The organism is Rhodococcus sp. EPR-134, assembly GCF_001647205.1.
In the GTDB taxonomy this organism is placed as follows: Bacteria; Actinomycetota; Actinomycetes; order Mycobacteriales; family Mycobacteriaceae; genus Rhodococcus_F; species Rhodococcus_F qingshengii.
This window is the reverse complement of the sequence record NZ_LVCT01000090.1, coordinates 1-23,533: the sequence shown is the minus strand read 5'-3', so window position 1 is coordinate 23,533 and position 23,533 is coordinate 1. Positions and strand designations below refer to the sequence as shown.

Genomic DNA, 23,533 nt, shown 5'->3' with positions numbered 1-23,533 from the left:
CTTACTTCTTGTCGGCCTTCGCTGCTGCCTTTGCGGCCTTCTTGAACTCGCGGACCTCGAGCAAAGACTGTTCGTCGACCACGTCTGCAATCGAGCGCCTCGAACCTTCGAGCCCGTAGTCGCCGGCCGCTTGGCGCCAACCTTTCGGCTCGACGCCGATCTGTTTTCCGAGCAACGCCAGGAAGATCCGGGCTTTCTGATCCCCGTAACCGGGTAGGGCTTTGAGCCGCTTCAGTACTTCCTTGCCGTCGGGATTTCCCGAAGTCCAGATCGCCGCGGTGTCGCCGTCGTAGTTCTCGACGATGAACTGGCACATGAGCTGGATACGCTCGCCCATCGACTTGGGGAATCGGTGCACAGCCGGAGGCTCGGCACAGACGGCGATGAACTCGTCGGTGTCCATGTCGGCGATACGCCTGACGTCGATACCGCTGAGCCGATCCGCCAGCTTCTTCGGACCGAGGAAGGCCGTTTCCATCGGAACCTGTTGATCGAGAAGCATTCCGATCAACAACGCCAACGGGTCCTCGGCCAGGAGGGCATCAGCTTCGGGGTCACCGACAAGGTTCAGTTGAAGTGCCATGAGTCCGATACTGCCACGTCAGACGGCAGTTGTGACCGGCGCCGACGCATCCGGGGCCGGAATCTTCCACTTCTTCCAGCCGAACAGAACCAACGTCGAGACCGCGGCAAGCGTGAAGACCCAGAGGTAGACGCCGACGGTCGGAATCCGCAGATACTCGGGCGGCACGAACATGAACAGGCCCATTCCTATGAAGCGATCCGTACCCGGAATGACCGACGGGTCCCACCAGGTGTGAGACCAGTTCAAGACCGGGAGCAGGAAAACGAACGGCGCCACCCACGCCCAGCGCTTCTTCGACACCATCGCGTAGTGCGCGGCGAGGACGACCAGCGGGACGAACCACACCCAGTGATGGCCCCACGAGAACGGCGAGACAGTGGTCGCAGTCAACCCCGTCATGGTGAGGCCGAGCAATTTCTGGCCGTGCCGGTGAGCAATCCACGCGGCACCGAGTCCGAGGCATACTGCCAGCGCACTGAAGACTAGGACCAGGACCCGCGACGGCGTCGGAGTGTGAGTGAGCTGAGCGATCAGACCGGACACGGACTGGTTGCTCGGAGCGTCCGTCGGTCCGACGCGTTCGCTGTCGACAAGAGTGCCGGTCCAGTACTTGTACGCATCGTTGTAGATCACGACGAAGCCGATCGCAACGGTCGCAGCGAACGTCACGACGGCCGTCACCAACGCACGCCATTGACGAGTGATGAAGAGGTACGCCCAGAAGAAGGCCGGAGTGAGCTTCACGCCGGCGGCGATGCCTGCCCCGATTCCTCGGAGCCGACTCTTCTCGTCCCGACCGAGGTCCCACACGATCAAGAGCAGCAGGAAGATGTTGATCTGCCCGAGCCAGCGCGTCGTACGTATCGGTTCCATGAACAGAAAGATCGTGGTGGCCAACGCACTGACGGCGTACGCCTTCACGTCGAGCCGATAACCGAGATACTTCCAGCACAACACGATCACTGCGAACAACGCAGCGATGTTCAAACCCGTCCACACGACAATCGCCTGTTTGAACGAGAGCACCGCCCACACCGTGAACAGCAAAGCCGCAAACGGGGTGTACGTGAACATCATTCCGTCCAGGACTGGCCCGTCGTACAACGGAAGGCCCTGAACCACAACGCTGCCGCCGTGGCGGTAGACGTCGAGATCGAGGAAATTTTCGAAGATCCCCCAGTACCGCGTATTCATCGGCACGGCGAAAAGAACCATCAGCACGGACGCGACTGCCAGAACACCGAGTGCAGAGAATCCGAGAACACCGACACGGAGGGTGCGTCGCGGTATGTCAGCTTCGATGACCGACTCTGATTTCGCGGTGTGCGCCTCGAAAGAAGGCCCATCCGAAGCGTTGATCGCGCCCGTCACTACAACCTCCGGGATTTACACCCTATGTCGGGAATTGATGCTCCGAACGGTACAAGACGAGACCGAAAAGTACCGACCGGGCACGCCGCTTCGAGAACTCAGATCTCGGAGAGACGCGATTCGGTAGCTGCGAGCAGAACACACGTAGCCACGCCGTCCATGGCAACTTCGAGTTCAGCCTTGGACGGGAAGCTCGGGGCCAACCGGATGTTCCGGTCATCCGGATCCGTGCTGTACGGGAAAGCCGACCCGGCAGCGGTGAGCGCGATACCCGCGTTCTTCGCCAGTTCGATGACCCGCTTGGCCGTGCCGTCGACCACGTCGAGGCTGATGAAGTATCCGCCCTTCGGCTCGGTCCAAGACGCGACCTTCGATGCACCGAGACGATCCTCGAGGATCCGCAGTACGAGCTCGAACTTGGGCGCGAGGAACGCGCGATGCTTCTCCATGTGCGCACGAACGCCGTCGGCATTGCCGAAGAAACGCAGGTGGCGAAGCTGATTGACCTTGTCCGGTCCGATGCTCTTCTTGCCCAGGAACTTCTGGTACCAGGCAAGGTTTTCCGCCGAGCTACCGAAGAAGCTCACACCAGCGCCGGCGAAAGTGATCTTGGACGTCGACGCGAACACGAGCGGACGGTTGGGGTGTCCGGCCTCCGCTGCCATCGAGAGAATGTCGTAGGAAGGCGCAGTCTCGCCGACAAGCGGATGTACGGCGTACGCGTTGTCCCAGTACAGGCGGAAGTCGGGCGCGGCCGTCGGCATCGACGCGAGCGTACGGACAATTTCTTCGGAGTACACGGCACCGGTGGGGTTCGCGTAAACCGGAACCGCCCACATGCCCTTGATCTGCGGATCTGACGCAACAAGTTCGGCGATCTTGACGACATCCGGGCCGTCGTGGTTCATCGGCACCGCGATCATCTCGATGCCGAGGGACTCGGTGATCGCGAAGTGGCGGTCGTAGCCCGGTGCCGGGCAGAGAAACTTGATCTTCTCTTCCTGTGCCCACGGCCGGGCCGAATCCGGTGTGCCATGAAGCAGTGAGAACACGACGTTGTCGTGCATGATCTCGAGGCTCGCGTTGTTTCCGGCGAGAAGGTTCGCAACGGGGATACCCAGCAGCTCGCCGAAGATGGCGCGCAGTTCCGGCAGACCGGTGAGTCCGCCGTAGTTACGGCAGTCGGTGCCGCTTCCGTCACGGAAATCACCGTCGCCGGGCAGCGTCAGCAGCTCTGCGGAAAGGTCGAGTTGTTCCGGGGAAGGCTTACCGCGGGTCAGATCGAGTGCGAGCTTCTGCGCCTGGAGCTGCGTGTACTTCGCGCTCTGGCTCTCATGCTCGGAGGTGAGTTCTTCATGGCTCATCAACCCGATCTGGGTTTGGATAGGCATCCGGAGCGGCCTTTCACCGACGAGGCGGGGTCGGGTATGTGAAAAAATAGAGGACCCCGCGCACCCGGCAGAGCCCGTTGACCCTTGCTGCCTTCCGGCCCTGGGGGAGTTCACAGGATGCGCGCCGCGCGGGATCCAATGAACAGTGTAGACGGCTTTCGCCGGCCGCTGCACACCACCTACCGGGGCCGAGATGCAAACCTCGAGTTCCACCGGTTCTTCGCAGGTCAGGTACCCGTTTAACGCTTCGCGCCCGCAATTGGGTATGCTGCTCCACGGAGGATTCGCCTAGTGGCCTATGGCGCTCGCCTGGAACGCGGGTTGGGTTAACGCCCTCAGGGGTTCAAATCCCCTATCCTCCGCCAAAGGAACCCCTGTGAACTGCTGAGAAGCGGTTCACAGGGGTTCTTTTCTGTCCTCATGCAACGAGTAATGCAACAGGGTCTCGGTTCAGCTCGATGTTCTGCGAGCTCAGACGGTCTGCCGACTCGTGGTGGTTTCGATCCCGCAGCGCGCCGAATCGGAATGCTGCTGCGTGATTTCGAGTGGCCCGCCGATGGCCCGAACCCGATTCGGGAAGCTATGGCCACATCTGCTCCTGCAGCCCGCGTTGGTCATGAAATGACACCCGCGCCGCAAGTCTTATTTATCCAGATCCCATTCTGGATAAGATAGGCATGGAAAGCAAGGCGGCAATATAGCGTGGATACAGGGAGAGACCAGATGGCGTACAGGACGTTGAAATCGATCTTTCACCAACGAGATCGTGCTGGTGCCGATGCTGAGGAGCGAGCGCGACGCGATTCTCCCGCCGCCGTCCACTGGGACCTACTGATCGGCGAACACTCGACGTTCGCACTGATGACACCCGAAGTCGCAGCGCTGATCGAACGGATCATGAGCTTCGAGCCGAAGATCCGGGCTGAGTGGAACGGGCTGCCGGCCCTCGCGCGCACCCACTACCTGCATCGCATGGTGATCGACGAGATCCAGGCAACGAACGAGATCGAACAGGTCCGCTCAACCCGGAAGGAGATCAGCGAGGCAATCGAGATGGTGTGGGCGGAGCAACCCCTCGCGAACAAGCGGTTCGCCGAGATGGTGCGGCTCTATCTCAATATCGGCAACGACCAGGCCGAGAGTCCGCAGACGCTCGACGACATCCGAGACGTCTACGACGCGGTAACTCGGGGCGAGATTCGCGACGAGGACGCCCCCGATGGGAAGCGGTTCCGGCAAGGGCCAGTATCGATCACGTCAGGAATCAAGGTCGTGCACACCGGTGTGGTACCCGAGTCAGCGATCGACGACGCGCTGACCCTCATGCTGAGCCGGGGGGGCGACGACTCGATTCCACGACTGATCAGGGCAGTGGTCGCGCACTTCATCTTCGAGTACACGCACCCGTTCTACGACGGCAACGGCCGAACCGGACGCTACCTTCTCGCGCTGGACCTTCGACAGGTGTTGGCTCCGTATGCGAGCCTGGCATTGTCGGCGACCGTCGCCGACAACAAGGATCGTTACTACAAAGCATTCTCTGACGCGGAGAATCCATTGAACCGCGGAGATCTGACGCCCTACCTGATCGATATGCTGGAGATCATCGCCGAGGCGCAACATCGACTGCTGCTCGACCTCTCCGAGAGGCGGCATAAGATCGACACACTCGAGGCGCGTATCCGCGTTCTGGTGGAGGATGAGGAATTTCCGCTGAACTTGGGACTCGATCGCGAGTCGACGCCGCCGGTTGATAGCAACCACATCGGCGCAGTCCTGTTCACCCTGGGTCAGGCCCACTGCTTCGAGGCGAACCGCGCCATCAAGTTGAACACCCTGGTCGAGGTGGTGGGTCGATCCAGCCAGTTCGCCCGCCCGCGACTTCAGCGCCTGGACGATGCCGGGATCATTGAGACGGTTACGAAGAGACCGCTGCGCTTCCGGCTCACGGCACGGGGGGTATCGCTCCTCGATCTGGATGGGGAGTGATTTTCGCCAGGTCGCAGATGGGCTAGGTGGCGATTGGGCGCACGATCGACGTTTCCATTCCCACTCGCGAATGGAGTGCAGTGGCCGCAACATTTGTGGTCTTCGTCGGCGCACTGGTTCTGCCGCCGGGTACCGCACGACGATTGGTTGCAGCGAGCTGGGCCGTCCACCCGATTTTCGACCTACTTCACGAGCGTGGTCCAGAATCACGTCTGCCGGATTGGTACCCCGCAATTGCGCGGGATACGACCTCGGAGCCGCTGGACTTCTTGCTGCCGAACCACGCAATTTCGTTTGACAGACTCACAAACCCGAGGACAGACTTTCCGTCCAACCCAACCATCGGGAGTACGCGTGATTGCCGGCCAGACCAATCTGCTCGCAGATTGCAGCAGTTGCTTCGGTCTGTGCTGCGTCGCACTCCCCTTTTCCAAGTCCTCCGACTTCGCGACCAACAAGAATGCCGGCGACCCCTGCAAGAACCTGCAGCAGGATTTCCGTTGCGGCATTCACACCGGATTGCGAAAGAAGGGCTTCACCGGTTGCACCGTCTACGACTGTTTCGGTGCGGGACAGAAGGTTTCACAGCAGACCTACGACGGCGTCAGCTGGCGTGATGCCCCGGAGACCGCGTCGGACATGTTCGAAACCTTCCCTGTCGTACGCCAGTTGCACGAACTGCTCTGGTATCTCGCCGAAGCCCGCTCGCTGAAGCAAACCCACTCGATACGAAAGGAACTCGACGCTGCACTCGCGGAGACGGAAAGCCTGACCAACGGCACGCCTTCGCAGATTCAAGCCGTCGACGTCTCAGCACACCGAGCGGCAGTCAACACACTGCTCTTGCAGACGAGTAACCTTGTGCGCTCACCGATCTCAGGCAAGAAGGGCCGAAAACTCGACCATCGCGGCGCAGACCTCATCGGCGCCAAATTTCGTGGTTCCGATCTACGTGGGGCCAACTTTCGCGGGAGTTACCTGATCGGTGCAGACCTCCGCGACTGCGAACTCGATCGAGCCGATCTGATCGGTGCAGACTTACGCGGCACCGACATTCGCGGCGCAAAACTCCGCGGCAGTATCTTTCTCACTCAGTTCCAGATCAACGCGGCGATCGGCGATTCGGCTACCACGCTGCCCGATTCACTGACCCGCCCCGGCCACTGGGCCTGAGCCAGACGACTGTTCGCGACTGTCAACTCCGTCGACGGAGAACGACCTTGTTAGCTTCCGGATCGACAGACACCCACGGCGGGTCACCGTCCGTTCCGTCCTCACGATGCATCAATGCGCTCTGACGCTGTTCGAATTCATGATGCTTGGACCCCTGAAACAGGGCAGCAACCTCTTCGAAGCCCGCGGCCGAGACCGGACGAGTCGTACGTCCCCGAGTCCACGGCAGTGCCCGGCCGCCGGTGAGCCGGTTCCAGAGAGTCTCGGCGAAAGCGAACAGGACCAGCAGCACGAGCAAGCCTGGCAGCGTCAACGCGAACAGAGTGCCCATGAAAGAAGTCTAGCGACGAACGCCCCCGGTTCCCTCGACTTCCGATCGGCCGCCCTATGTCTGGTCCCGCGGTCGATGATCTGCCAGAATGCAAGCTGTTACGACTAGTAACACCTTCGGGGGGAGGATTTCACATGAGCTTGATACTTGCAGCTACCGACCGTTCGGAGCTTGCCCAGACACTCGGTACCGAATTAATACATTTCGGGCACCAGATACAGCTCGTCCGCACCGGGCGTCGACTACTCGACGACCTGGACACCGACAGTTTCGATATCGCCGTGATCGATCTCCTTCTGCCGGACATCGACGGCTACGAGATCGCACGGCAGATCCGCTTGCGCAGTTCGATGCCGATCATGATGCTGGTGGATACCTACGAGGACATCGACGAAGCACCACATCGCGCTGTCTCGGACTTTGTGCTGAACCCGATCGATTCTCACGCGCTCGATCTTCGGGTCACCGAAATCCTTCGTGAAACCGCACATCCCGCCCCCGGCAAACACCAACGTCACGGTGACCTGCTCCTCGATCGACGTGCGATGACGGCGACGATGGGCGGAAAGCTGCTGGTCCTCAGTCGGACCGAATGGCGGGTACTCCTGGAGCTGTCGACCGAGCCTGGGCGCGTGTACTCACGTGATCACCTGATCCGAAACGTGTGGGGTTCCGACCACGAAAGAACGCGTGTAGTCGACGCAACCATTCTCAGCCTGCGGTCCAAACTCGAATCCGATCCCGCGAAACCGAAGTACATCAAAACCATCAGGGGATTCGGATACCGCTTCGGCCCGGTCGACTGAAGTCGCCTTCGTGTCGGTGCCGCTCGATAAGCTCTTGTCATGGGTTGGTACACACCACAATCGGTCGCCCCGGATCTCTCCGACATCCTGGTGTGTGGCTGGACGGCGTGCGCAGAAGGAGAACACCTCCTCGTGCCCGATGCTTGCATGGACGTGCTGTGGATACGCGGCGTCGGCATACGCGTCTGTGGCCCCGAAACCGCTGCATGGTCATTCACTCTTCCGCCCGGAACACGCTCCGTGGGTGTTCGATTCCGCCCTGGATCGGCATCGCCGATGTTGCGAACCTCGGCGTCCGAGCTTCGGGATTCTCGCGCCGATCTCAGCGATGTAACCGACGCACGCACGGAACGAATACTGTTGAACCGCTTGGAAAATTCCGAAGACCACGAACAGGTCTCCATCCTCGAAAGCGCTGTTCGGAGTTGGGTAAGTTCGAGTTTCCGTCACGATCCGGTGATCAACCACGTTCGCACCGCACTGTCCGAACATTCGTGGAATGTCAGGTCTCTCGCCGACGCGGCGGCACTGACTTCGCGCCAACTCCAACGTCGATGCAACGACGCCTTCGGATACGGCCCGGCAACGCTGCGCTCGATCCTGCGCCTCCAGCGCTTCATGGCGCTCGCTCGCAGTCGACCCGCGCTGGGACTCGCTGAATCCGCAGCGCACTGCGGATTCAGCGATCAGGCCCACTTGACCCGTGAATGCCGCCGAATCTCGTCGCTGACCCCGGCGGCTCTACTCCGCACCCAAGCCCCCGACTGGCACGGGTCGGATACCGTCGTCGCGCTAGCAGAGGGAGACGCGGTCGCGTAATCCCGACCGCGCTCCCCCGCCGTCACTTCTGCCTGAAAAGCGTCCTTGCCGACCACAGCCCACCGAGGGAAAGAACTGCGACGGTCATGTAGTAGTAACTCGGGGCGTCGAGCGAGCCTGTTGTACTGATCAACCAGGTCAAGACCAACGGCGCGATTCCGCCGAGCAAAGTCACTCCGAGGTTGTACGACAATGACATTCCGGTAGCCCGGATCTCTGCCGGGAACAGCGAACTCATCAGGGCGGGCAAGGGACCGAAGGCAAACGCCATGATGACACCCAGGACCGAAACAACCAGGACGAGGGTCAGAGTCGACGGGTGATCGACCATCAATTTGAAGAGCGGCCAGGCCAAGACGATTGCCGCAACGGCGGCCCAGGTCATAACTCTCGCCGGTCCGACCCGGTCTGCAAGATGCCCGATCAACGGCACGGTGATCAAGGTGACCAGTCCGGCGACGATGCCGCCGAGATAGCCGGCCGAGGCGGAAACTCCGAGGTTCTTCACGGCAAACGTCGGCATGTACAAGATGAGGTAGATCGAGATAGTCGCGACGCCCACTACTGCGGCACCGGTCAGCACCCGGCCGAGATGCCTGGTCAGCGTCGTCTTCAGCGGAGCCTTTTCCGGAACGCTCGTCTTGAAATCGTCCGTTTCGTCAAGCTTGGCACGGATGTAGAGTCCGACCGGCCCGACGATGATGCCGAAGAAGAACGGAACGCGCCAGCCCCACGAGTAGAGCGCTTCATGCGAAAGGTGGGTGTTGAGCACGTATCCGAACAGCGATGCCAGGAAAACCGAGGCACCCTGGCTGGCAACTTGCCAGGAAGAGTAGAACGCCTTCTTGTGTGGCGCAGTCTCCACGAGGAAGGTTGTAGCAGTACCGAATTCACCGCCGGCGGAGAATCCTTGAATGAGACGCGAAACAAGGATGACGACGCCGGCCCACGGTCCGATCATCGAGGTCGTCGGCGCCACGGCCATGATGAGCGTGCCGATCATGATCAGCATCATCGTCAACGTCAAGGCGTTCTTGCGCCCGCGACGATCGGCGTAGCTACCGAGAACCATCCCGCCAAGCGGCCGGATGACGTACGAGATCGCAAACGTCGCGAACGTCAGTATCAAACCGAGCGTGTTGTCGCCGCCGGGAAAGAAATTATGGGCGATCACCACTGCGAATGATGCGTAGACGATGACGTCGAACCATTCGAGCGCAGCGCCGAGCGAACTGCTGATCACCGCCTTGCGAGCAGCGGCCAGGCGTTCCGGGGTGACTGTTCCGGAGGTTGGCGTAGTTGCCGTGGACATGGTTTTCCTTAGGGGGTCAGGGTGGGTCAGGCGCGGGCGTGAGCGATGACGTTCCGAACGAACTGCTCGCACTGTGCCAATTGGTCAAGTGTCACGTACTCGTCAGGTGCATGCGCCTGAGTGATGCTTCCCGGCCCACACACGACAGTGGGGATACCGATAGTCGCGAACATCCCGGCCTCGGTGGCGTACGCGACCTTTTCGTCCGATGCCCGACCACCCCATTGTTCGACCAGTGCGGCCGCCGAAGCATTCGCATCCGTCTCCAGGGGAGGGACCGAGGCCGACACGTGCATCGTCACGGAGGCTGACGGGTTTTCTTCCCGCATCAGGTTCTCGATCCGATTCGTCTCGGCGGCAAAGCGTTCGAGCAAATCTGCGGCGCCAGCTGAGCTGATGCTCCTGAACTCGAAAGTGATGGAGCAATCCTCGGGGACAGTGTTCACTGCGATCCCGCCGGATACGAGATTGACCGAACACGTCGTCCAGGCCACGTCGAATGCGTCGTCGTACGGGCCGGACGCACGGAGCTCGTCGGCCGCGCTTCTGACGAATCGAATCAACTCCGCGCCGTATTCGATCGCGTTGACTCCTTGCGGAGTAAGCGACGAGTGCGCCGAAACACCATGCAGATCAACACGTATGACGTTCATCGACTTGTGTGCGCGAATGACCCGCATCTCCGACGGCTCTCCGACGACGCACACATCAGGGCGCAGGTTCCGGGAAACAACCTCCTCGACCAACCCGGCCGCACCGATGCAGCCGACTTCCTCGTCGTAGGAGAATGCAAAGTGAATCGGCTTCGCCAGCGGCCGAGCAACGATGTCGGGGATCGCAGCGACGACGATCCCGATGAACGACTTCATGTCGCACGTGCCACGTCCGTACAGGCTTCCGTCGCGAACGTCGGGCGTGAAAGGCTCGCTACTCCAGTCTTGATCGTCGACCGGCACTACGTCTGTATGGCCGGAGAACATCACACCGCCGGCAGTACTTCCGTCAGGAGGAGTGAACGTTGCCAACAAGTTGAGCTTCGTTCCCTCGTCATCGGCAACAAGTACCGGCTCGACCCCATGGCGACGTAGTTCCGCCGCAATGAGATTGATCAACGGTCGATTGCTCACGGCACTCGTCGTATCGATTCCGATGAGGCGTTGCACCCACTCGAGGCTTCTCTCTGTCGGAACAGCGGGCAACGTGGTCGATGACATCTGGTTTCTCCTTTCACAGCATGAACGCGGTGGGCACTCGCCACCGCGTTCTGCCCTTCGAGCATGAATGAAGTGATCCCAGACACAGTGAAGATGCACGATACTTGCACCATGATCGAAGAAACGCAGGATTCCGCCGTACTGGACGACGTCGACCTCGCCCTGATCAATTGCCTGCAACTCGACCCGCGAGCGCCGTGGCGCACGGTTGGCGACGCGCTCAAAGTGGATCCGGTTACCGTGGCTCGCCGCTGGCAGCGGTTACAGGATTCCGGCACCGCCTGGGTCTCTGCCAGGGCAACCGGCCATGGCCGTCCGGAGTCGTGTCTGGCTTTTGTCGAAGTCGACTGCACGACTTCGAACGCGTTGACGATTGCAGAACGACTTGCCCGCTGGCCGCACGTACTGAGCGTCGAACACACAAGCGGCCCAGGCGACTTGACACTTCTCGTCGAGGTCAGAGACATGGCTTTCCTGTCGCGCTTCCTGCTTCGGTCGCTCGCGTCGGTACCCGGGATCGTCAGTTCGCGTGCACACCTCGTCACCGAGGTCTTCGCGATCGGAGACGATTGGAAATTGCAGGTACTCGATGCCACGCAGCGGGCGGTGATGACAGACCGGCCTGTGCGCTACAAATATGCTCCGACGGATCAGCGCCATCACGGGAAGACCTTCGACGCGGTCGACCGCCAATTGATATTGAAGCTGGGCGAGGACGGTCGATCCTCGATTGCCGAGCTCACGGTCGGTACCGGCCTCAGCGAAAGTACGGTCAGGCGGCGACTTGCCGAATTGACGTCGCGCAACCAGATCGTGTTCCGCTGCGACGTGTCTCTGCCACTGTCCGGCTGGCCCCTCGTGACCTGGGTGTGGGGATATGTCGATCCCACGGACCGGTCGACGATTCGTGCCCTGGTGGAGCGAGTGCCGGGAACGCGGGTGTGCATGCGGATATCCGGTGGACGCGCCAACACACTGCTCGCGATCGCCGCACACTCCCTTCGCGAAACTCCCATTACCGAAGTACAACTCGCACAAGAGGCACCGGGTCTGGTGGTGCTGAACAGGTCAGTGGTGCTGCGATCGATGAAGAGGGTGGGCCGACTTCTCGACGACGAGGGCAAGAGTGCCGGGGTCGTACCGATGGACATCTGGGCGGAAGCCCCGGAGATCGAGTGAATGTCCGAAATAATCAATCACGATGCGCTGTGGCGGTGAAGGATTGTTGTCATGACTTCAACAGAGATCTCCCCCGCCCAGCGTTATCGGGATCTGGCCGCCGGATTCACGGCCCGGATCGACGCCGTACCCGCCGACCGCTGGGACGACGATTCCCCCTGCGAGGGCTGGACCGCCCGCGACGTGGTGAGACACGTGCTCGACAGCGAACGAGACATGGTCAAGGTAGTCGGCCTGGAATTGGCACCCGGTCCGTCGGTCGACGACGACCCGTCGGCAGCCTGGGCGGCCGTCCGCGATTCGATGCAGGAAATTCTGGACGATCCGGCAAAGTCCACCCTGGAATACGACGGACACTTCGGCAGGACCAACCTCGGGGCCACGGTCGAAGGGTTCTTGTGTTTCGATCTGGTCATCCACGGTTGGGACCTCGCGGCCGCAACCGGCACCGATACGACGATGCGAGACGCGGACGTGGAGTGGGTGTCGGAGATCGCCGCGGGCCTGGGCGAGTCGATCCGCATGAGCGGTGTGTGCGGCCCGGAAATACAGGTTCCGGACAACGCTGACAAAGCGACGAAACTCCTTGCCTTCCTCGGCCGGAAGGCGTGAAAAAGCACCCCTGACGTGGGCATTACTTCCATACGCATGTAATGTCGCGGTATGCCGGAACGCCGAAAATCCTCCACGAGTCCAGACCTGCTTGCGGCGGCATTGTTCGATGTCGCCGCGGAATCCGGACTGGAAAATGCCAGCGTTCGCGAGGTCGCAAAACGGGCGGGTGTCTCGATCGGCGCAGTGCAACATCATTTCTCGACCAAGGACGAGATGTTCGCATTCGCACTGCGAACACTCGTCGATCGATTGTTGACGCGACTGGCCGAATCGTCCGCCGACGCAGACCCGCATACCGCCCTGTTCCAGGCGCTCTCGCAACTCCTGCCCCTCGACGAGCAACGCACGCGTGAGGCGCATGTGCTCGCCGCGTTTGCCGTGCGCGCCGCAACCAGTGAGTCACTCTCCGAAATTCGCCGGACAACCCTGTTCACAATCCGCACTGGCATCTCGACAGTTCTGATCGGCATCGGAACTCCGGAAGCGGAAACCAGAGCGGCACTTCTGCTTTCAACCGTCAATGGATTGGCACTCGACGCACTCGGAAGCCCCGCCATGTATCCGCCGCAGTACCTCGATCACGCTTTGGAAACCCAGATCCGCCTCACCCTGCACGACGCCGAGAACCCGCTCGCCTCCGTCGGGCTCGCCAGCTGACGTGGAAGGAGCAGGACGCTTCGCGCCGAGCCCGTCTGGCGATCTCCATCTGGGAAACCTCCGAACCGCCCTCTTGGCTTGGCTTTTCGCCCGCACCAGCGGGCGCGACTTCCTCATTCGGGTAGAGGATCTCGACCGTGTCCGCCCCGGCGCGATGGAACGACAACTCGACGATCTGCGCAGGCTCGGCCTCACGTGGGACGGCCCAGTCGTATTGCAGTCACACCGTCTTCCCTTGTACCACAAGGCTATCGACCAATTGCGCGAGCGTGACCTGACCTATCCCTGCTTCTGCACACGCAAGGAGATCCTGCAGGCACCGTCAGCGCCCCATGCTCCAGACGGCGCCTACCCCGGCACGTGTCGGAACCTTTCGGAGGCCGAACGCGCCGAGAAATCGGCAAGTGGCCGATCTCCCGCGCTGAGGCTACGGGCCGGCATCGACTCGTTCACCGTCCATGACGAACTGTTCGGCGAGGTGACGGGACCAGTCGACGACGTCGTCCTGCTCCGCGGAGACGGGGTGCCCGCTTACAACCTTGCCGTTGTCGTCGACGACGGTGCACAGAACATCGACCAGGTGGTTCGCGGCGACGACCTCCTGACCTCGGCTCCACGTCAGGCATACCTTGCCCAGCTGCTCGACATCGAACCACCGTCGTACGCCCACGTTCCTCTTGCCTTGAACAGTGAAGGCAAGCGACTCGCGAAGCGCGACGGCGCAGTGACTCTGGCAGATCAACTCGAGGCCGGACGCAGTACCGAGCAGGTTCTGACGATGATCGCGTCGAGCATCGGTCTCGCCGAACCCGGCGAGGTTGTCACACCACCCCAATTGGCGGATCGATTCGACTCTCGCAAGATCCCCCGGACCCCGTGGGTTTTCCCGGCGAAGTAAGTGACGTATCAATCGGTGCCTCGTCGGAACAAAACTACGATTGTCCGATATGACAAAGCCGTCCGCAATAGCTATTCGTTGGCAATTCTCGAATAGTGAAGTACGGTCGAGACTGGCGAAGGAAATTCAGGGCGAGTTGTTCCTGCAAAACCACGCCCGGGATCTGAACCTGGAATCCGACCACAGTACCCACTTGCAGCATCCACGCTGACACGCACGTGCGGCACGGGCGACTCAGGACGAAAAGGAATACGCATGGTCCGCGAGCTTCGCGAGGCACTCGACGACCATCAATTCGAGGTGTTGTATCAACCCCAGGTCAATCTGAACTCGTCAGCAATTATCAGCTATGAAGCTCTTTTGCGTTGGCGCCATCCGCTGCGAGGGTTGATCGAACCTCAAGATTTCATGCGCTCCGCCGAATCCTCTGGGCTCATCATTCCCATCGGGCTACAAGCTCTGGAAATGATTTGTGCCCAAACAGCGTCGTGGCCTGAGCACATGATGGTCGCGGTCAACTTTTCGCCTCGCCAACTCGCTACCCCGCACGCCGCTCACGAGATCCTCGGAGCCCTCGACAGTTCACAAACGCCACTGAGCAGAATAATCGTGGAAGTCACCGAACTCGGCGTCGTAGGCCGGCATGCCGCCGAGACTCTTCACGTCTTGCACAACGAGGGAATTCGAATCGCGCTGGATGATTTCGGGGCGGGCTTCGCGTCCTTCTCCGCATTGTCGGAATTGCCGCTCGACATTCTCAAGATCGACCAATCCTTGACCTGGGCTGTCAGCGCAGCGGGTCGTGCTGGAGACCGCGCCTTCATGGTCATGGAGTCCATCGCCGACATCGCTCGGAAGCTAGGGCTTGATTCGATCGCAGAGGGCGTCGAAACCGCGGAACACGCAGCCAACGTCTTGCGGGCCGGCTGCGACATGGGCCAGGGCTATTACTTCGGCAAGCCACTTCCTGCGTCGTCCGTCGTCACTCCCGTGTGAGCGCTCGCCACTTCAGCACGACGACACTTCAGTACGACGACGATGCACTCGCTATGAGTGCGACCACGAGAATCACGGCAAAAATTGCCAAGAAGGCCGCGCCGACCGCAATTCCGGCTATCGCAAGCCCTCGCCCCTGTTGACCTGTCTGCTTGATCTGATTGAGCGCGACAATTCCCAGAATGATTCCGACGATTCCGCCGAGACTGTAGAAGCAACCACCCGCAAGCGATACAACCAGCGATGCAATTGCGAGACCATTGGTGCCGACCGGCTGCATCGGCGGTGCGTACCCACCCGCGAATTGATTCGGTTGACCGTACGGGTTCGGAGGTTGGCCGTACTGAGGCTGTCCGTATTGAGCTTGTCCGTATTGTCCGGATTGCTGATATTGATTCTGCTGATACTGATTTTGCGGTCCGAAATTCTGCGGCGGCAGGTACGGGTTCGGTTCACCGATTCCGCCCGGCTGGGGGTTATTACCGGGCGGGTTGTACGACGGCGGTGGATAACCCGGGTACTGCTCGTTGGGAGTGGTATATCCGGGAACTTCAGGTGAAGACTGCGTTTCGGACGGGGACACGCCGTACCCCTCAGGAGGCAGGCTCGGAAATTCTCCGTACCCAGGTTTTGCCTGGTAATCGCTCGAAGAATCGTCGTTGTTGCCCCCGGAACTCGTCATACAACGCAGCCTAAACCACAGGTGACCTCCGAATCCAAGTGAGCAGATGTCATCCACATCGCTCTTTGATCCCAGTAGGGTCATATCCACTGTCACACTCGAGCGCGATATTTACGACTGAGGGGAACACATGACAACCGGTGGGTACGACCCCAACCAGAATCCAGAAGGCGGGAAGCAATTCCCACCCCAGGATCCATATGGCCAGCAGGGAACACCTCCTCCCGGAAGTTACCCCCCTCCCGCCGGCCCCCCGCAAGGCGGAAGCTACCCGCCCCCGCAGGGCGGAAACTTCCCGCCCCCTCAGGGTGGCAACTACCCGCCTCCCGGTGGATACCCGCCGCCGCCCCAGGGCGGAAACTTCCCGCCGCCTCCGCAGTTCAACGACCAAGGTGCGTACGGCGGAGGAAACCGGCTGCCTTCGGGTGCTCAGCCGGGCGATCTGTGGATTCGACTCGGTGCCCGCATCATCGACGGCATCATCGTCGGCGTCATCGCCGCGATTCTGGCTCTATTGGTCAGTGACTCCGACAGCTTGATTCTGGTCTCGGGACTGTTCTCGGGAATTCTGACCTTCGCTTACTTCATCGCAATGGAAGTAACGCAGGGTCGGACTTTGGGAAAGATGATTCTGGGCCTTTCAGTACACGGTCCGGGTGGCGCACCTCGCCCCTCCGTCCAGCAGTCTGCGATTCGCAACGCCTTCACGTTGCTCTCGATCATTCCGATCATCGGCGGAATCCTCGCGTTGGTCGCCTACATCGTCATCGCGGTCACGATCAACAACAGCCCCACCAAGCAGGGCAAGCATGACGAGCTCGCTGGTGGAACTCAGGTAGTCAAGGGTTAGGTGCGCATATGACAACCGGTGGGCACGACCCCAACCAGAATCCCGAGGACGGAAAGCAATTCCCGCCCCAGGATCCCTACGGCCAGCAGGGAACGCCTCCTCCTGGGAGCTATCCCCCGCCGGCGGGGCCTCCGCAGGGCGGAAGCTACCCGCCGCCTGGTGGATACCCCCCACCTCCTCAAGGTGGCAATTACCCGCCGCCAGGTGGATATCCGCCGCCTCCGCAGGGTGGAAGCTATCCCCCTCCCGGTGGCAACTACCCACCGCCCGGTGGATACCCGCCACCTCCCGGAGGCGGTAACTTCCCACCGCCGCCCGCCAACGACTACGGCGCAGGATTCGGTGGACCGCAGCTTTCTGTGGGTGCGGCAATTACCTACGGCTGGAACAAGTTCAAAGACAACGCATTGGTTTGGATCGGAATCTCGATCATCGCGTTCTTGATCGCCGGACTGATCCAGGGCGCTTTCAACGGTTTCGACTACACCAATACCGAATTCAGCGCGCTGTCGATCGTGGGTGGATTGGTCACCGCTATCGTCGGCTACATCATCCAAGCCGCATTCCTTCGAGGAGCGTTGAGCGAACTGGATGGAATCAAGCCGGCTTTCGGCACCTTCTTCCAATTCACCAACATCGGCGCAGTTGTTCTCGGCGGTTTCCTGGTAGCAGTGGCAACTTACGTCGGTTTGGCTCTCTGCATCATTCCCGGCATCATCGCGGCGTTCCTGCTCTACTACACGCTGACCTTCATCGTGGACAAGAATCAGGATGCGATTTCGGGCATCAAATCGAGTTACGCGTTGACCTCGTCGAACGTCGGAACGTTGGTCCTGCTGGCGCTCGCTCTGATCGGTATCAACATCGTCGGTGCGCTGCTGTGTGGAATCGGTCTTCTGGTGACGGCGCCCGTCGCGTTGATCGCCAGCACCTACGCATACCGCGTGCTGACCGGCGGCCATGTAGCTGCCTGATCCGTTCGTTTGCATCACCGAAGGCCCTGCGGTTCCACGTGAAACCGCAGGGCCTTCGGTGTGTTCTGCGCAACTGGACGGTCGCCAACTCGCATCCGAGCGCCTTGTGGTGCTTGGATGACGGACGTGACAGCTCAGGATCAGCAAGACGAATCGACCCACGAAACCAAATTTGCGCACGTCAGCCGGGGTTATTACCCGACGATCGTCGCGCTCTTCACCGCAACGCTGCTGATCTCGAACGTGGCGGCGACCAAGGGGGTCGCCTTCTTTGCGGATTCCGACTTCTCGCTCGGTCCCTTGCAGATTCTGCCCATCATCACCGATGGTGGATTCTTCTTGTTCCCGCTCGCCTACGTCCTCGGTGACGTGCTCAGCGAGGTCTACGGCTTCAAAGCGACCCGACGCGCGATCTACCTGGGCTTCGGCGCACTGATTCTTGCCGCTGCGTGCTTCTGGATTGCAGTGCAACTCCCGTCGGCAGAGTTCTACGAGAACCAGGCCGCCCTCGAAACCGTGGTCGGTGTCATTCCCCGGCTACTGGTCGCGGGCTTGGCCGCCTACCTCGTCGGACAGCTACTGAACTCACTGGTTCTGGTCATGATGAAAAAGCGCATGCAGGAGAAGCATCTGTGGGCGCGACTGATCGGCTCGACCGTCGTCGGCGAATTCGCCGATACCCTCATCTTCTGTTCCATCGCGGCCGGTGTCATCGGCATCAGCACATGGGAAGACTTCATCAACTACGTGCTGGTCGGCTTCCTGTGGAAGACGCTTGTCGAGGTTCTGGTCATGCCGATCACCTACCGCGTCATCGCATACGTGAAGAAGCGCGAACCGACCTACGCCTGAGGTGCAGGCGTCTTCGCCGCGTAGAACTTTCCGAGCATGTCTGCCTTGAAGTCGTGGAAATACCCACCTTCGATGCTGGCTCGGATGTCGTCGACCAACTTCACGGTGAATCGCTCGTTGTGGATGGTGCAAAGCGTCGACGCGAGCATTTCCTTCGCCTTGAAGAGGTGATGGATGTACGCGCGGGTGTAATTGGCGCACGTGTAGCAGTCGCACTCGTCGTCGATAGGCGTGAAGTCACGACGGAATCGGCTGATGTTGATGTTGAACCTGCCGGAGCGGACGTAAATCGCAGCATTGCGAGCAACACGCGACGGGTTGACGCAGTCGAAAGTGTCCGCGCCGTTCTCGATTGCGACGAAGAAGTCGTCCGGTTCACTGATGCCGAGCATATGACGCGGCTTGTTCTCGGGTAGTTCCTCGTTACACCAACGCACGATCGTTCCGAGGTTCTGCTTCTCGAGGGCGCCGCCGATGCCGTAGCCGTCGAAGCCGTATCCGTTCTCGCCTTCGATCGACTCGAGTCCGCGGCAGGCTTGACGTCGCAGATCTTCGTACTGCGCGCCTTGGATCACGCCGAAGAGAGCCTGATAGGGCTTGTCAGCGCGTTCGGCGGTGAGCTTCTCGTGTTCATTGATACAGCGGATCGCCCACGCCTGCGTGCGCTCGACCGATCGCTCCTGGTAGCCGCGGGTGTTGAGCAGCGTTGTGAGCTCGTCGAACGCGAACATGATGTCGGCGCCGAGCTGATGCTGGATCTGCATCGACACCTCGGGGGTGAAGCGATGCTTACTGCCGTCGAGGTGCGATTTGAACGTCACGCCCTCGTCGTCGACTGTCGCGAGACGCTCCTTGCCCTTCGCGATGACGTCGTCGGACTGCACACCGACGGCCTCCATCGCGAGCACCTTCTTGAACCCGACGCCAAGAGACATCACCTGGAAGCCACCGCTGTCGGTGAAGGTGGGCCCGTCCCAGTTCATGAACTTGCCCAGCCCGCCGGCCTCGTCGACGATGTCGGGGCCCGGCTGCAGGTACAGGTGGTACGCATTGGCGAGCAACGACTGCGCACCGAGTTCCTTCATGGACTCGGGCAGCACGGCCTTGACCGTGGCCTTGGTTCCGACAGCCACGAACGACGGCGTCGCGATATCGCCGTGCGGTGTGTGGATGGTTCCGGTTCGTCCGAGCCGGTCCTCGAGCCTGGTCCCTATCGTGAAAATCGACTCGGGACGCTTGTCGACGGAGGGCGCGGGCGGTGTCGGTACTGCAGAAGTCACGGGCTCAATCCTGTCACAGGAGCAAATATCGCCGTGATCACAGCGAAGAAAGTTCCTACGCGATCAGCATCCGCATTGGTCTACTGACCGAACCCGAGCGGTACCGCCGCGTGAGGGTCCCCACCATACTTCCCACTACACATCCCCCGGCTCGACCGGTTTACCCCGCCAACCCGCTGACAGGAGCTCACTTGACGAGACAGACCGGCCAGACCTACAACTTCGTCACCGTCGAGGTCACAGACTCGATTGCCACCGTGACTATCGACAAACCTCCAGCCAACGCATTCAACCCCAGCATGATCGCCGAGCTTCTGGAGATACTGCCGGTACTCGCGTCGGACCAGACCGTCCGCGTCATTGTCGTGACGGGCACTGGACGGTTCTTCGTCGCCGGTGCGGACATCACCGTGATGCGCGAGCTGACGGAAGAAACTCAGCGCGCGATGCGCCCGTGGGTCGACGTACAGCGGATCCTCGAGTCGGCTCCCAAACCTGTCGTCGCGAAGATCAACGGGCACGCACTCGGCGGCGGAGCAGAACTGACGTTGGCCTGCGACTTCCGCATCATGGCGCAGTCGGCGACCATCGGCTTCCCCGAGATCGGACTTGGGCTTTTTCCGGGTGCCGGTGGCAGCCAGCGACTTCCACGCCTCATCGGGGCTCACCGAGCCAAAGTGCTCATGATCGAAGGCAAGCGCCTCAGCGCCGAGCATGCACTCGATATCGGCCTGGTCGACACCGTCGTTGCGGACGCCGACCTCGATGCGCATTGCGCTGACCTCGCACGCGAACTCGCGACGAAACCCACTGCCACCATCGGAATGATCAAACGCATTGTCGACGAGGGCATGTCGTTGCCGCTCGATCAAGCGCTGGATCTCGAATTCGAGGCAGTGCTCGACCTGATCAAGACGGACGACGCTGCTGAGGGACTTCAGTCATTCCTCGACAAGCGGTCCCCCACCTTCACGGGACGCTGACAGCTCCCATTTACCGAGAGGCCATCATGCTCAACAAATTTCAGAAGAAATGGGTGGGCGCAGTCGCTTCTCTCGCCGCCCTGACGATCGCGGTCAGCGGATGCACCCGGCCCGCTACCGACAACTCCGCGGAAAGTGGTGGCCTGGTACGGATCGCGGTGGGTGTAGACCCGTCGTACGCCCCGATTTTCCTGGCCGACCACGAGGGCATGTTCGAGGCCGCCGGCCTCGACGTCCAGGTCATCCAGACGGAAGGCGGGGCGGCGGGCGCCCAGAACGTCGTAGCCGGAACTTCGGAACTCTCCGGCAATGCCGACTCGACGGCACTGTCCGTCATGGCCGCCAATCCGAGCCTGCGGGCGCTGGGCGTATTTCAGGAATCCGACCGATACTTCCAGGTTGTACTGAGGAATGGCGTCGAGCCGAAGTCGATCAAGACCATGGGCGTCTTCCCCGGCATCGGCCTCTACTTCACGAACCAGTACCTGGCCAGTCTCGGCATCGACCCCACGACGGTCACACTCGTGAGCACAAGCCCGCCCGAACAGCCTGCTTTGCTGGCGCGCGGTGACATCGACGGCTTCCTGTCCTTCGACCCCTGGGTGACGCAGAGTGTCAATACCGGCGGGCGCGTTGTTGCCACGACCGGCGACTTCGGCGCCAAGTACGCCCAATGGATCATCGCTTCGGACAACTGGTTGTCCGCGAACGAAGAAACCGCAGGCAAGGTGTTCAAGGTGATCTCGGAAGCGTCGGCAATCGTGAACTCGGATCCGGATCGGGCTGCAACCGCAATTGCCGCGTCTATCCAGATGGACCCGGCCGAGGCCGCAGACCGGGTGACCCAAATCGATTTCGGTGGACGCGGATTCACCGAGGACGACGTGGAGCGCGCAAACGAACTTGTTGCATTCTTCCGCGAGCAGGGCAAGATCTCCGCGGACATCGATCCGTCCGCTGTCCTCCTCTCGGGATGGTTCGAGCAGAACGCCGCCTGAGCGGAGAGTGAGAACGGGTCCGGTGGGCAGACCGAAATCATGTCGCCCACCGGGCCGCAGAACTACGTTCGACACCAGTCGGTTCGGCGATATCTTTCGATTGAAACGGAGTAGTTGTGGTGCATCCCCCGGTACGGGTCGTAGAGATTTCCAGTCCGTTTGCGCGATTCGCCGGGCGCATCCTGGTCGGGCTGGGTTTCGAAGTCATTCTGGTAGAACCACCCACCGGTGACCCCAGTCGCACCGAGTCCCAGGGTGATTCGTACTTGCATTGGCATGCGGGCAAGAAGTCCGTTGTCCTCGATATCGACGACAGCAACGATCGCCTCGCTTTCGAAGCATTGCTGCGCAGTGCCGACGTCCTGCTCGACGGCAGCGCGACCGGCGCTCTACGCGACAACCGAGGATCTCTCGTTCACGTACGAGTGACACCCTTCGGCACAACCGGACCGCGAAGTGACTGGAAGGCAACAAATCTGACCGTCGCGGCACTCGGCGGGATGATGGCCCAGGTCGGCGATCCCGAGCACCCTCCACTGCTGCTCCCCGAACTCCAGGCTGAGCAGCTCGCCGGAATCAATGCCGCAATCGGCGTGCTTCTCGGACTGCGTTCGCGATCCAAGGGCCACAACCCGTTGCTGGAGATCAGCGCTCAGGAATGTGTTGCCGCCGCGCTGGAAGCGGGCACTCTTGCCTACATTCACGAGGACCGCGTACCACCGCGTCCGGGCCGGGTACATCCGCTCGTTCCGCACGGACTGTTCCAGGCCGCCGACGGTTATGTCGGTGGCGGCCTCGGCGGTAGCCCCCGCATGTGGGACGGCATGCTGGCCTGGCTGATCGACAACGATGCTCAGGACGATCTCGATCAACCGGAGTGGTCCGACGCGGTCTACCGAAAGACGCATCAGGAACACATTTTCGACGTTCTGTCCGCCTTCATCGCGAAGTGGCCGAAGGAAGAATTCGCGGTCAGCGCGCAGTCACGCAAGTTGCCGTGGGCAGCGGTCGACCGGCCCGAAGAACTGCTGCGTAACCCGCAACTCAACGACCGGGACTTCTTCACCGACGTGACCGGAGATCACGGTACCTACCGCGATCTCGGGTTCGGCTTCGCTTTCCCCGAAGGCCGGCGCATCGGAACGCTCGAGGCTGCCCGGTTGGGCCAGCATCAGGAACTCTTGAAGGCCACCTCGCCTGTGGCAGTGAACGAAACCCACGAGTTCAGCGGTGGCAGCACGCCCAGCCTCGAAGGTGTCCGCGTCCTGGATCTCACGTGGGTGTTGGCGGGCCCGTACGGCACCAGAATCCTTGCCGACCACGGTGCCGATGTCATCAAGGTCGAATCGATCGGACGCCCGGACCCGACTCGCTTTGCACCTTTCATGCATCTCTCGCGAGGACCGCACGACAATCCGAACACCAGCGGGTACTTCAACGACGTCAACCGCAACAAGCGCAGCATCACACTCGATACCCGATCCGCAGAGGGCCTTTCGGTACTGCGCGACCTGATCAGGAACTCCGACGTCGTGGTCGAGAATTTCAGCTCGTCGGTCATGGACAAGATGGGGCTC

The 23,533-nt window shown here is 61.0% G+C and carries 23 protein-coding genes, 1 tRNA gene and 1 other RNA gene; 16 read left to right on the top strand and 9 right to left on the bottom strand.

The features are described from left to right. Position 1 precedes the first annotated feature (1 nt). The 4 genes from A2J01_RS04535 to ffs form a co-directional block, all read right to left on the bottom strand. Positions 2-583 (bottom strand): HhH-GPD-type base excision DNA repair protein, encoded by a 582-nt coding sequence (locus A2J01_RS04535; protein ID WP_003943868.1) that lies wholly within the window; start codon positions 581-583, stop codon positions 2-4. Positions 584-601: 18 nt separating this feature from the next. Beyond that, positions 602-1,957, bottom strand: a complete 1,356-nt coding sequence (locus A2J01_RS04530) for a glycosyltransferase 87 family protein (RefSeq protein WP_064112119.1) — start codon at positions 1,955-1,957, stop codon at positions 602-604. 98 nt (positions 1,958-2,055) lie between these two features. Next, entirely contained in the window at positions 2,056-3,348 is a 1,293-nt protein-coding gene (locus A2J01_RS04525) for an aminotransferase class I/II-fold pyridoxal phosphate-dependent enzyme (RefSeq protein WP_003943985.1), read from the bottom strand. 41 nt (positions 3,349-3,389) lie between these two features. Further along, an RNA gene (ffs, locus tag A2J01_RS04520) (signal recognition particle sRNA small type) lies at positions 3,390-3,489 on the bottom strand. Between the two features lie 136 nt (positions 3,490-3,625). Between ffs and A2J01_RS04515 the strand changes: the two genes are divergently transcribed. From A2J01_RS04515 to A2J01_RS04505, 3 genes are all read left to right on the top strand, one after another. Continuing rightward, a tRNA-Ser gene (locus tag A2J01_RS04515) sits at positions 3,626-3,713 on the top strand. A 358-nt stretch (positions 3,714-4,071) separates the two neighbouring features. Beyond that, positions 4,072-5,337, top strand: coding sequence for a Fic family protein (locus A2J01_RS04510; protein WP_064112117.1), 1,266 nt, complete (start codon positions 4,072-4,074; stop codon positions 5,335-5,337). A 354-nt stretch (positions 5,338-5,691) separates the two neighbouring features. After that, entirely contained in the window at positions 5,692-6,510 is an 819-nt protein-coding gene (locus A2J01_RS04505) for a pentapeptide repeat-containing protein (protein WP_064112115.1), read from the top strand. A gap of 22 nt (positions 6,511-6,532) precedes the next feature. On the opposite strand, the gene A2J01_RS04500 is transcribed toward A2J01_RS04505, so the two are convergent. Then, a complete protein-coding gene (locus A2J01_RS04500; RefSeq protein WP_007731580.1) occupies positions 6,533-6,841 on the bottom strand; it encodes a DUF6191 domain-containing protein in 309 nt (102 codons plus the stop codon). A gap of 134 nt (positions 6,842-6,975) precedes the next feature. Between A2J01_RS04500 and A2J01_RS04495 the strand changes: the two genes are divergently transcribed. Beyond that, positions 6,976-7,647 (top strand): response regulator transcription factor, encoded by a 672-nt coding sequence (locus A2J01_RS04495; RefSeq protein WP_064112112.1) that lies wholly within the window; start codon positions 6,976-6,978, stop codon positions 7,645-7,647. Positions 7,648-7,686: 39 nt separating this feature from the next. Beyond that, positions 7,687-8,466 carry a helix-turn-helix domain-containing protein gene (locus A2J01_RS04490; protein WP_064112110.1) on the top strand — a complete coding sequence of 260 codons (780 nt, stop codon included), beginning with the start codon at positions 7,687-7,689 and terminating at the stop codon, positions 8,464-8,466. Between the two features lie 22 nt (positions 8,467-8,488). Here A2J01_RS04490 and A2J01_RS04485 read toward each other — a convergent pair whose 3' ends face one another. Together A2J01_RS04485 and argE are read right to left on the bottom strand one after the other, a co-directional pair. Beyond that, the gene (locus A2J01_RS04485; RefSeq protein WP_064112108.1) at positions 8,489-9,778 is read right to left on the bottom strand and encodes an MFS transporter; all 1,290 of its coding nucleotides are present in this window, start codon (positions 9,776-9,778) and stop codon (positions 8,489-8,491) included. 26 nt (positions 9,779-9,804) lie between these two features. Then, the gene (argE, locus tag A2J01_RS04480; protein WP_064112106.1) at positions 9,805-10,992 is read right to left on the bottom strand and encodes an acetylornithine deacetylase; all 1,188 of its coding nucleotides are present in this window, start codon (positions 10,990-10,992) and stop codon (positions 9,805-9,807) included. A 111-nt stretch (positions 10,993-11,103) separates the two neighbouring features. Here argE and A2J01_RS04475 point away from each other — a divergent pair, with 111 nt between their 5' ends. From A2J01_RS04475 to A2J01_RS04455, 5 genes are all read left to right on the top strand, one after another. After that, positions 11,104-12,171: an Lrp/AsnC family transcriptional regulator gene (locus A2J01_RS04475; protein ID WP_231915698.1), complete on the top strand. Its 1,068-nt coding sequence runs from the start codon at positions 11,104-11,106 to the stop codon at positions 12,169-12,171. A gap of 51 nt (positions 12,172-12,222) precedes the next feature. Then, the gene (locus tag A2J01_RS04470) at positions 12,223-12,783 is read left to right on the top strand and encodes a TIGR03086 family metal-binding protein (protein ID WP_007731584.1); all 561 of its coding nucleotides are present in this window, start codon (positions 12,223-12,225) and stop codon (positions 12,781-12,783) included. A gap of 51 nt (positions 12,784-12,834) precedes the next feature. Next, positions 12,835-13,443 (top strand): TetR/AcrR family transcriptional regulator, encoded by a 609-nt coding sequence (locus A2J01_RS04465; protein ID WP_019746515.1) that lies wholly within the window; start codon positions 12,835-12,837, stop codon positions 13,441-13,443. A gap of 1 nt (position 13,444) precedes the next feature. Then, positions 13,445-14,341: a tRNA glutamyl-Q(34) synthetase GluQRS gene (gluQRS, locus tag A2J01_RS04460; protein WP_054827994.1), complete on the top strand. Its 897-nt coding sequence runs from the start codon at positions 13,445-13,447 to the stop codon at positions 14,339-14,341. Positions 14,342-14,596: 255 nt separating this feature from the next. Then, positions 14,597-15,337: an EAL domain-containing protein gene (locus tag A2J01_RS04455; protein WP_003943863.1), complete on the top strand. Its 741-nt coding sequence runs from the start codon at positions 14,597-14,599 to the stop codon at positions 15,335-15,337. A gap of 28 nt (positions 15,338-15,365) precedes the next feature. Here A2J01_RS04455 and A2J01_RS04450 read toward each other — a convergent pair whose 3' ends face one another. After that, complete coding sequence (locus A2J01_RS04450) at positions 15,366-16,019, bottom strand: DUF4190 domain-containing protein (RefSeq protein WP_047271551.1); 654 nt, start codon at positions 16,017-16,019, stop codon at positions 15,366-15,368. 130 nt (positions 16,020-16,149) lie between these two features. On the opposite strand from A2J01_RS04450, the gene A2J01_RS37320 reads away from it, so the two are divergent. The 3 genes from A2J01_RS37320 to A2J01_RS04435 all read left to right on the top strand — a co-directional run bounded on the left by A2J01_RS37320 (position 16,150) and on the right by A2J01_RS04435 (position 18,695). Continuing rightward, positions 16,150-16,869, top strand: coding sequence for an RDD family protein (locus A2J01_RS37320; protein WP_047271549.1), 720 nt, complete (start codon positions 16,150-16,152; stop codon positions 16,867-16,869). A gap of 8 nt (positions 16,870-16,877) precedes the next feature. Beyond that, positions 16,878-17,843 (top strand): hypothetical protein, encoded by a 966-nt coding sequence (locus A2J01_RS36740; RefSeq protein WP_223304518.1) that lies wholly within the window; start codon positions 16,878-16,880, stop codon positions 17,841-17,843. Between the two features lie 117 nt (positions 17,844-17,960). After that, complete coding sequence (locus tag A2J01_RS04435; protein WP_030535741.1) at positions 17,961-18,695, top strand: queuosine precursor transporter; 735 nt, start codon at positions 17,961-17,963, stop codon at positions 18,693-18,695. On the opposite strand, the gene tgt is transcribed toward A2J01_RS04435, so the two are convergent. Next, the gene (tgt, locus tag A2J01_RS04430; protein ID WP_064112104.1) at positions 18,686-19,975 is read right to left on the bottom strand and encodes a tRNA guanosine(34) transglycosylase Tgt; all 1,290 of its coding nucleotides are present in this window, start codon (positions 19,973-19,975) and stop codon (positions 18,686-18,688) included. The two genes, A2J01_RS04435 and tgt, sit on opposite strands and share 10 nt — an antisense overlap. A gap of 191 nt (positions 19,976-20,166) precedes the next feature. Between tgt and A2J01_RS04425 the strand changes: the two genes are divergently transcribed. The 3 genes from A2J01_RS04425 to A2J01_RS04415 all read left to right on the top strand — a co-directional run. Then, positions 20,167-20,958, top strand: coding sequence for an enoyl-CoA hydratase/isomerase family protein (locus A2J01_RS04425; protein WP_064112125.1), 792 nt, complete (start codon positions 20,167-20,169; stop codon positions 20,956-20,958). A gap of 26 nt (positions 20,959-20,984) precedes the next feature. Continuing rightward, positions 20,985-21,956: an ABC transporter substrate-binding protein gene (locus A2J01_RS04420; protein WP_007731596.1), complete on the top strand. Its 972-nt coding sequence runs from the start codon at positions 20,985-20,987 to the stop codon at positions 21,954-21,956. Positions 21,957-22,075: 119 nt separating this feature from the next. Next, the coding region (locus A2J01_RS04415) for a CoA transferase (protein WP_231915697.1) at positions 22,076-23,533 on the top strand (1,458 nt) is incomplete at its 3' end.

What these genes read in the sequence shown, in the direction of transcription:
- A2J01_RS04535 (WP_003943868.1), bottom strand. Translation starts at nt 583, where the DNA reads ATGGCACTTCAACTGAACCTTGTCGGTGACCCCGAAGCTGATGCCCTC.
- A2J01_RS04525 (WP_003943985.1), bottom strand. Translation starts at nt 3,348, where the DNA reads ATGCCTATCCAAACCCAGATCGGGTTGATGAGCCATGAAGAACTCACC.
- A2J01_RS04510 (WP_064112117.1), top strand. Translation starts at nt 4,072, where the DNA reads ATGGCGTACAGGACGTTGAAATCGATCTTTCACCAACGAGATCGTGCT.
- A2J01_RS04500 (WP_007731580.1), bottom strand. Translation starts at nt 6,841, where the DNA reads ATGGGCACTCTGTTCGCGTTGACGCTGCCAGGCTTGCTCGTGCTGCTG.
- A2J01_RS04495 (WP_064112112.1), top strand. Translation starts at nt 6,976, where the DNA reads ATGAGCTTGATACTTGCAGCTACCGACCGTTCGGAGCTTGCCCAGACA.
- A2J01_RS04490 (WP_064112110.1), top strand. Translation starts at nt 7,687, where the DNA reads ATGGGTTGGTACACACCACAATCGGTCGCCCCGGATCTCTCCGACATC.
- A2J01_RS04485 (WP_064112108.1), bottom strand. Translation starts at nt 9,778, where the DNA reads ATGTCCACGGCAACTACGCCAACCTCCGGAACAGTCACCCCGGAACGC.
- argE (WP_064112106.1), bottom strand. Translation starts at nt 10,992, where the DNA reads ATGTCATCGACCACGTTGCCCGCTGTTCCGACAGAGAGAAGCCTCGAG.
- A2J01_RS04475 (WP_231915698.1), top strand. Translation starts at nt 11,104, where the DNA reads ATGATCGAAGAAACGCAGGATTCCGCCGTACTGGACGACGTCGACCTC.
- A2J01_RS04470 (WP_007731584.1), top strand. Translation starts at nt 12,223, where the DNA reads ATGACTTCAACAGAGATCTCCCCCGCCCAGCGTTATCGGGATCTGGCC.
- A2J01_RS04465 (WP_019746515.1), top strand. Translation starts at nt 12,835, where the DNA reads ATGCCGGAACGCCGAAAATCCTCCACGAGTCCAGACCTGCTTGCGGCG.
- A2J01_RS04455 (WP_003943863.1), top strand. Translation starts at nt 14,597, where the DNA reads ATGGTCCGCGAGCTTCGCGAGGCACTCGACGACCATCAATTCGAGGTG.
- A2J01_RS04450 (WP_047271551.1), bottom strand. Translation starts at nt 16,019, where the DNA reads ATGACGAGTTCCGGGGGCAACAACGACGATTCTTCGAGCGATTACCAG.
- A2J01_RS37320 (WP_047271549.1), top strand. Translation starts at nt 16,150, where the DNA reads ATGACAACCGGTGGGTACGACCCCAACCAGAATCCAGAAGGCGGGAAG.
- A2J01_RS36740 (WP_223304518.1), top strand. Translation starts at nt 16,878, where the DNA reads ATGACAACCGGTGGGCACGACCCCAACCAGAATCCCGAGGACGGAAAG.
- A2J01_RS04435 (WP_030535741.1), top strand. Translation starts at nt 17,961, where the DNA reads ATGACGGACGTGACAGCTCAGGATCAGCAAGACGAATCGACCCACGAA.
- A2J01_RS04420 (WP_007731596.1), top strand. Translation starts at nt 20,985, where the DNA reads ATGCTCAACAAATTTCAGAAGAAATGGGTGGGCGCAGTCGCTTCTCTC.